The 4,456-nt window shown below is 65.1% G+C and carries 4 protein-coding genes; 1 reads left to right on the top strand and 3 read right to left on the bottom strand.

Going from position 1 to position 4,456, the window contains the following annotated elements:
• From ACFXN1_RS51300 to ACFXN1_RS51310, 3 genes are all read right to left on the bottom strand, one after another.
• Nucleotides 1–1,617: beta-ketoacyl synthase N-terminal-like domain-containing protein (locus ACFXN1_RS51300; protein ID WP_379464156.1), on the bottom strand; the 1,617-nt coding region annotated here is incomplete at its 3' end.
• Between the two features lie 28 nt (nucleotides 1,618–1,645).
• On the bottom strand, nucleotides 1,646–1,927 hold the full coding sequence (locus tag ACFXN1_RS51305; protein ID WP_354835740.1) for an acyl carrier protein: 282 nt from the start codon (nucleotides 1,925–1,927) through the stop codon (nucleotides 1,646–1,648).
• Between the two features lie 33 nt (nucleotides 1,928–1,960).
• Nucleotides 1,961–3,262: an NAD(P)/FAD-dependent oxidoreductase gene (locus ACFXN1_RS51310; protein ID WP_379444259.1), complete on the bottom strand. Its 1,302-nt coding sequence runs from the start codon at nucleotides 3,260–3,262 to the stop codon at nucleotides 1,961–1,963.
• 257 nt (nucleotides 3,263–3,519) lie between these two features.
• Between ACFXN1_RS51310 and ACFXN1_RS51315 the strand changes: the two genes are divergently transcribed.
• Nucleotides 3,520–4,344, top strand: coding sequence for a UbiA family prenyltransferase (locus ACFXN1_RS51315; protein ID WP_379404517.1), 825 nt, complete (start codon nucleotides 3,520–3,522; stop codon nucleotides 4,342–4,344).
• Nucleotides 4,345–4,456: the final 112 nt, after the last annotated feature.

Consider the following 4,456-nt stretch of genomic DNA (forward strand, 5'->3'; position numbering starts at 1 on the left):
CAACCGCTCGATCGCCTTGTCCCGCAACGCGTCCAGCTCGGCGGCGTCACGGGCGACCACCGCCAGGCGGGCGTGCGCGGCCTCGATCGGCGCGTCCACGTCGCCGCCCGCCGGCCGCTCCGCGACCGCGGCCAGCAGCGCCTCGGCGTCCGCGCCCTGCCACACGTGCACCCGGTAATCGCGGTGCAGCGCACGGGCATCCGCCCCGGCCGGGTCGTATTCCTCGAGCACGCAGTGGAAATTGGTGCCACCGAATCCGAACGACGAGCTCGCCGCCCGGCGCCGGTCGCGATTCGGCTCCAGCACCCACGGCCGGGTCGACGTGTTCACCCAGAACGGCGAGTTCGGGAAATCGACGGACTCCTTGGGCTTCTCGACATTGATCGTCGGCGGCAGCACCTTCTGGTGCAACGCCATCGAGAGCTTGATCAGACCCGCCGCGCCGGCCGCCGCTTTGGTGTGGCCGATCTGCGATTTGACGCTGCCGACCGCGCAGAACTGCTTGTCGTCGCTCGCCTCGGTGAAAACCTCACGCAGCGCCGACAATTCGGTCACATCGCCGACCGCGGTGCCGGTGCCGTGGCATTCCAGCAGGCCGATCTGCTCCGGCCCGAATCCGGCGTCGTCGTAGGCGCGCTTCAGCGCGACGATCTGGCCTTCCTTGCGCGGCGCGTAAATGCTCTTGAAACGCCCGTCGCTGGAACTGCCGATACCGCGCAGCACCGAGTAGATGCGGTCGCCGTCGCGTTCGGCGTCGGCCAGTCGCTTGAGGGCCAGCATGCCCATGCCCTCGCCGATCATGGTGCCGTCCGAATTCTCGTCGAACGGGCGGATCATGCCGGACTTGGACAACGCCGGGGTCTTGCTGAAGCACAGGTACATCAGGATGGTGTTCTCGGCGTCGCAGCCACCGCTGATCATCAGATCGGCACGGCCGGACAACAATTCGGCCACCGCCATGTGCACGGCGGCGAGCGAACTCGCGCACGCGGCGTCCACCGTGCAGTTGGTGCCACCCAGGTCGAAACGGTTGGCGATACGGCCGGCGACGACATTGCCGAGCATGCCCGGGAAGGAGTTCTCCTCCCACGGCGCGAAGGCCTTCACGAACTTCGCCGCGATCTCCTCGGCATCCTGGTCACTGAGCCCGCAGCTGCGCACGACCTCCTTCAGGACCGGCGTCTGCAGGCGCGTGGCCAGCGGCTGGGTGAGCGAGTTCGCGCCGGTGATACCGAGAATCACACCGGTACGGCTCGAGTCGTACCACGTCGAGTCGAGAGCGCCCGCGTCCGCGAGGGTCTGCTTGGCCACCACCAGGCTCAGCAGCTGCAGGACGTCGGTGACCTCCAGCTGGTTCGGCGGCAGGCCGAATTCGAGCGGGTTGAAGTCGATCGTCGGAATGAAGCCGCCGCGTTTGGCGTAGGTCTTGTCCGGCGCACTGGGATCCGGGTCGTAGTAATCCTCGATCCGCCAATGCGATTCCGGCACATCCTCGATGCAGTCGGCGGCCTCGACCACATTCGACCAGAATTCCGAGAGATCGGCGGAACGCGGGAACAGCGCGCCCAGGCCGACGATGGCGATAGGCGTATCGCCGAGCTTCATCCGATTGTCCATTGCACTTTTCCTTGGCTGGAGCGTCCGGTCAGGCCGCCGCGAGGCGGTCCTTCTCGGTGACGATGTAGCGGGCGAGTTCGGCGATGGTCGGGTGGTACCACAGCGCGGTGGTCTCCAGTTCGAAACCGAGCCAGGATTCCAGTTCGTTCCCCAGCACCAGGGCCTCGGTGGAATCCAGGCCGAAAGAATCGAAGAAGTCGTCGAAGGAAATCTCGGACGGCTCTGCCTGCAATTTGAAAGCAATCTTTTCGGCCAGCCAGTCCTGAACCTGCTCGACGGTGAGATCGGTGGTGTCAATCTTGTCGGTCATGATCAAACTCCAACAAACTGTAGGTAATTCGGGTCAGCGAGCGTTCTCGACGGAAAGGCTCCGAACGACCGCATCGGCGGCGGCCGCACCGGAATCGAAGGCCGACTCGTGGCTGCCCACGATGTCGATGCCCATCTTCCGGGAGTGGAAATACGAACCGGCGAACTTCACTCGGGAGTCACCGGCATTGATGGTGTGAATCTTGGACTGCAAGGACCGCGCCTCGACGGTGAACACCGGGTGCCGATAGTCGAATTCGCGGATCATCTTCTCCGGCGCGACCTCGAACGGATAGTCCAGCGTCAGGAAGTAGTCGGTCGCACTGGTGAAATCGTGCAACTGGTTGAGGTAGTAGACGACCCAGGTGCTCATATCGTCATTGCTGCCCGCGCGCGCGTAATTCCAGCTGCGCCACTTCTCGCGGTCGACCGGCATGCACGCGGCGTCGGTGTGCAGGGCGGCGCGTGTGTGGTTGTAGCGGATCGCCTCCAGCATCCGCTGCGCCGGCGTCGGCTCGGCCAGCATGGCCAGCGCGTCATCGGCGTGCGCCGCGATGATCACCTCGTCGAAGCGCTCGGTACCGGCATCGGTGGAGACGATCACGCCCTCCGCGTCCTCGGCGACCCGGTCGGCGCTCGTGCCCAGCCGCACCTGCTGACCGGCTTCGGCCAGGCGTTCCAGCGCGGCACGGACATAGTTGATGCTGCCGCCGGTCACCGTCCGCCAGGGCGCGGTTCGACCGCCCAGGCCCTCCCGGCCGTGGCCGAGGAAGAAGGCGATCACGGTCGCGGCGGGCATGTCCCAGATCCGGTCCGCGGGCACCGACCAGGCTGCGGTCGCCACCAGCACCACGAATCCGTACCGGAAGGCGTCGCTGTAGCCGTTGCTGGTCAGATACTCGCCGAGCGGCATCTCGGCCTGCTTCCGGATGAAGTGCTTCGGCGACTCCTCGTAGAAGCGCTCGGCCTCGGCCCACAGCTGCACGAAATCTTCGGGGTATTTGGCGCGAATCGCGGCCTCGTCCAGTTCGAAATCGTCCGACACGTAGCAGATACCGGTGTCGGCATTGTTGAAACTGAAGCGGCCCGGATGGTCCTGACCGGCGACCCCGAGATCGGCGAAGAACTTCGTGATCTTCTGGTAGTGCGGCTCGTTGTAGACGATGAATGCGGTGTCCAGCCCGAGGGTCCGGCCGGCATCGGTCACCTCGACCGAATTGGCATGCCCACCGGCATTCGATTCCTTCTCGAATACGGTCACATCGGCGTGCCCACGCAGATGATAAGCGGCCGAGATACCTGCTATTCCGGCGCCGATCACAGCAACCTTTGCCATGCCCATCCCTTCACGGTTGATCACGATCCGGTATCACCATAAACAGGAGAGAGGCCGGCGGAGAACGCCACGAAGGGAGCACTCGGGCATGTATCCAAAGAGGTATTCGAGGCGCGGTGGTAGTCTGCGAGACTGCGACCATGGCGATCGACAGAACGACGTCTGGACACCATTGGAAAACCCAAGCCTATCGAATTGTTAATCTAGCACGAATTCTCCGCCTCTGTTTCGCGGAAGCACGACCATTCGTTCAATTCATGTTCGCACTACGTTTTGCCGCCGCGTCGGCGCTCGCCGCGCCCCCGTTCTCCTCGATACCGCTCACGGCCTGGATCGATTACTCCTGGGCGGTCGCTGCGTGGTTTCTCACAACGGTGTGCGTCTATTTGATGAACGGCATCGCCGACGGCGTGAACGATCGGATCAACGGAGTCGGGCGGCCGATCGGCCGCGGCGACCTGGACCCACGCGACGCGGCGGCGGTCACGCAACTGGCCGCGATCGCCGCGCTCGTACTCGCACTGCACGTCGGAATCACCATGGCCGTCCTGGTTTCGGTGTTCCTCGCGCTCGGCTACCTCTACTCCGTGCCCCCCATCCAGCTCAGCCGCACCTGGGCCGGCTCGAGCGCGATCGTCACGGTCGGCGGATTGTGCACCTACCTGGCGGGAGGCGTGGCCATCCGCGCCCAGCTCACGCCCGACCTGGTGGTCTTCGCGGTGGTGATGTCACTGTGGATGGGATTGATCGGCGCGGTGGTCAAGGACTTCTCCGATGTCGCCGGTGATCGTGCGGCACAGCGGCGGGTGCTCACCCTGCTGGTCGGCGAGATGCCGTTGCGCAGGTGGGTATCCCTGGCCGCCCTCGGGGTGGCGACCGGCCTCGCGGTCGGCGCCTCCCGGCTTCCGACCCTCGAATGCCCCTGCGTCCCAATGATGTTCGGCGCGGCCCTGGTGGCGGGTTACACGCTCACCACCCGCTATCGCGATCCCCGGCCGGTGAGCCGGCGACCATACCGCGCCTTCATGATCACCCAGCTGGCCGCCAATCTCGGCGCGCTGATCAGCGGCCTGCCGGTGTGATCACTCCGGCGGATAGGGAGAGATCAGCTTGGCCGCCGTCGCGCGATTGACCATGTCCAGTCGCGACACGGCGCCGAGCTTCCGGAAGATATTCCGCAAGTGCCGCTTCACG

Origin of the sequence: Nocardia sp. NPDC059154 (assembly GCF_042755705.1) — a bacterium.
Lineage (GTDB): Bacteria > Actinomycetota > Actinomycetes > Mycobacteriales > Mycobacteriaceae > Nocardia.

What these genes read in the sequence shown, in the direction of transcription:
- ACFXN1_RS51305 (WP_354835740.1), bottom strand. Translation starts at nt 1,927, where the DNA reads ATGACCGACAAGATTGACACCACCGATCTCACCGTCGAGCAGGTTCAG.
- ACFXN1_RS51310 (WP_379444259.1), bottom strand. Translation starts at nt 3,262, where the DNA reads ATGGCAAAGGTTGCTGTGATCGGCGCCGGAATAGCAGGTATCTCGGCC.
- ACFXN1_RS51315 (WP_379404517.1), top strand. Translation starts at nt 3,520, where the DNA reads ATGTTCGCACTACGTTTTGCCGCCGCGTCGGCGCTCGCCGCGCCCCCG.